This window comes from Candidatus Infernicultor aquiphilus (assembly GCF_002784285.1).
Taxonomy (GTDB): domain Bacteria; phylum Atribacterota; class Phoenicimicrobiia; order Phoenicimicrobiales; family Phoenicimicrobiaceae; genus Infernicultor; species Infernicultor aquiphilus.
This window is the reverse complement of record NZ_PFKO01000355.1, coordinates 1-3,538: the sequence shown is the minus strand read 5'-3', so window position 1 is coordinate 3,538 and position 3,538 is coordinate 1. Positions and strand designations below refer to the sequence as shown.

2 protein-coding genes are annotated in these 3,538 nt (G+C 33.6%); both read left to right on the top strand.

The features are described 5' to 3' along the window. Positions 1 to 2,499: RND family transporter (locus COZ07_RS10000; protein WP_406608420.1), on the top strand; the 2,499-nt coding region annotated here is incomplete at its 5' end. Then, the gene (locus tag COZ07_RS09995; protein ID WP_406608419.1) at positions 2,483 to 3,256 is read left to right on the top strand and encodes an outer membrane lipoprotein-sorting protein; all 774 of its coding nucleotides are present in this window, start codon (positions 2,483 to 2,485) and stop codon (positions 3,254 to 3,256) included. The genes COZ07_RS10000 and COZ07_RS09995, both read left to right, overlap by 17 nt. Positions 3,257 to 3,538: the final 282 nt, after the last annotated feature.

Genomic DNA, 3,538 nt, shown 5'->3' with positions numbered 1-3,538 from the left:
TTTATAAAATCGGTAAATTCTTTTCTAAACATGCCTAAAATTATTGCCACAGACGTAGGGATCGAGGTAAAAGATTTGGTAGAAGTATTTCCAGAGAGTGATAAGGAAGCAAAAGAACTTAAAAGTTCTCTCTTAAGTGATAGTCTGGTAAGAGGAAAATTTATCTCCGAAGATGGAAATGTTGCTCTCGTAATGATCGAAACAAAAAAAGGGATAGAAGGAAAAGAACTTAAAAAGGAACTGGAGAATATAATAGAGCCTTTAAAAGGTCAAACTTTACAGGTATATTACTTTGGTATGCCTCTTATAACTGTTGATATCTCTGAAAGTTCTTGGGGCACGATGAGATTAGCTATTATTGCTGCTATGGTTATACTTTTAATTCTTTACTTCTGCTTCAGAAGTTTTTTGGGAGTATTTTTACCACTTCTGGTGGCACTACTTTCCTCTTTATGGGTCCTGGGATTTGTAGCCTCAAGCGGTAAAAGTGTTACGATGATGATTTCTGCCATGCCGGTATTAATGATATCCTTAGCCACCGCCTATGGTATACATTTTTTAAGTAGATATTATGAAGAAAGGCACCATCTTAAGCCTTTGGAAGCAGTAAATACGACCATACAAAATATATTTATTCCTATTTTTATGAGCGCAATTACTACTATGGCTGGATTCTTATCGCTCACCGCTGCTATCGTGAGGCCTATGACTGAATTTGGATTTTTTTCCACTTTGGGAATATTTTTTGCCTTTGTGCTGGCAACTTTTTTGTTAGGGTCACTTTTTACTATTTTTCCGCCAGTAAAAATCCATCAAAAATTTTCCTATGAAGCCAATGATGTAATTACCAGACTTTTGCGATTAGTCAGCCAATCAATATTAAAAGAAAAGAAAGTAATTTTAATTTCTATATTAATAATAGGGATAATTTCTATTGCTTTTAGCACCAGAGTTAAAACTGAATCATCAATGGAATCAAGATTGGGTAAAGAAAGCAAGATAATAAAAACTATGAATTATTTCAATGAAAAATTTGGAGGAACAGATTACCTTTACGTCTATATCCAATCAAAAAATGTAAAAAATCCTTATGTATTAAGACAGATGAAAAAGATTGAAGATTATTCAAAACAACTTTCTGCTCTGGGTGAACCCTCGTCAATTACCGACTTTTTAATTCAGCTTAATAATGCTATGGAGAACAAGAATATAATTCCAGCTAACGAAGATAAAATTGATAATTTATGGTTTTTGGCCGGAGATAATGCCTATATTGCCAATATGATTGGCGAACAGAATGATGAAACTTTAATGCAGATTAGGACCAAAGATATGACCTCTACTGCCCTTAATCAAGCTATCAATCAAATGAGAGAATTTATAAAAAATATCCCCCAACAAGTTAGAAAAACAGAACTTTCCAAAATAAATGAAGAAGCAAAACCAGAATATTATGCTTACCTGGTCGAGGAAATTATATCTTCTTTAGAGGCAAAAAGTGTTAAACTAAATAATAAAGAGGAATTAAAAGAAGAACTTATAAAAATTGCCGGCACTCCTGGCTCTGAGTTTAAAAAGGATAGCGAGGAATTTAGCAATGAAATCTTAAATGTATCTTCATTAGAGATTGAAGATTTAGGCATAGAAAAGATAGATTTACTCCCTATACTTACCAGTTATACAAGAGATAATAAATCTCCAGATGATCTAATAAAAGACCTAACAGAAAAAATAAAATTATCTCCAGATGACGCCGTTTACCTTCTGGGGATCTTAGAAGACTCTAAAATAATTGTAGAAAATAGAGAAAAAGTAAGATTTGCCCAGCTTTCGACCGAGAAACTTACCGGACAAAACCTAAAAGATGAGGAAAAAGATATTTTATGGTACTTAATGGATGAAGCCATCTATTCCCCCGATAATAATGGAGATATTGAAGTCTCTTTCCAACTTACTGGAATTCCAGTAATTAGCGATAAAATAAATAACAGTTTATTCAAAGGGCAGGTAAAGAGCATGATCATAGCATTTATTGCAGTAGCGATCATGCTAATGATTCAATTTGGTTCTCTTATGGTGGGATTATTAGCTATGATATCTATTACTCTAACTATAATTACTGCCTTTGGGACAATGGGTCTTTTAAATATTGATTTAAATATAGGCAGTATAATGGTGGCCAGCATTGCTATAGGAGCAGGAATTGACTATACCATCCATTATATTTCTCGATATAAAAACGAACTGACTAGAAGATCAAAAATTGAGGCTATGAAAATCACCTTAACCGGGACTGGACGGGCAATTGTCTTTAATTCTATCTCCGTGGCTGCTGGAGTTTTTGTACTTGGTTTTTCAGAAATTAAAATGATGGCCGTGTTTGGTAAACTTATCGGGAGTGTAATGATTTTAAGTGTAATCTATACATTGACTCTACTCCCTATCTTATTAAATAATATAAAACTTAAAGAGGAGGAAAGAAGTGAAATTAAATTATAAGATTTTTATTTTAACCCTACTTATTTTATTGTTTTCTATCCATATTATTTCGGCTCAAACTTTAACTGTAGAGGAAATCATAGATAAAATGGATGAAAGGTCACCTGATTTTACCACCCAAAAAACTATTTCCGAAATGACCTTAATTGACCAGAAAGGGAAAGAGGAAGTAAGGGAGATGTTAATGTTCTCCCAAAAAGAAGAGGGAGATAAAACCAGTTCCCTGGTGAGATTTCTCTCCCCCAAATCAGTAAAAGGGGTAACTCTTTTGAATCTTAACAGTAGTGAGAAGATATATCTATATATGCCGGCTTATGATAAACCGAGAAGAATTGCCGGAAGCTCGAAGGGTGATGAATTTATGGGAACCGGTCTATCCTATGAAGATATGAGTATGGATTATGAAGATAAGGATAATGAAAAAAAATTACTGCAGGAAACAGAAAAAGAATATCGGATAGAAATTATACCCACCGGGGAAGACACTTCTTATAAGAAGATCATTCTCAGTGTGGATAAAGAAAAATTTTATGCTAAAAACGTAGAATTTTATGATACCAGTGAAACACTTACCAAAACCCTAGAAATAGTTAATATCAAGATTGATGATCAGGGGAAAATTACTCCGATGGAGATAGAATTTACTGATCTAATGGAAAATAAAAAGACCAAAATAGTGATAAAAGAAATAGAATATAATATAGAATTAGCCTCCGATTTTTTTAGTATCAGGACATTATCGAAGCCGACACTTTAGAATAGTATTTAGTAGGGGCGTATTGCTATACGCCCTGATAGCGTATAGCGTATAATTATGAAAGAAGGAATCAGAATTCAGGAGATAATTTGTAGGGGCAAACCTTGTGTCTGCATAACCCGGGGCGGATAAATCCGCCCCCTACATAAAAAAATACATCATATGAAAAAGGAGAAGAGAATATGAGTTCAAAAAGAAATATTTTTCTGGTAGTATTTATTCTGGTGCTATTTTCTGCTTTAGCTGCCTTTGCCAGTGAATTTTCTGGAAGTCTGACTTATT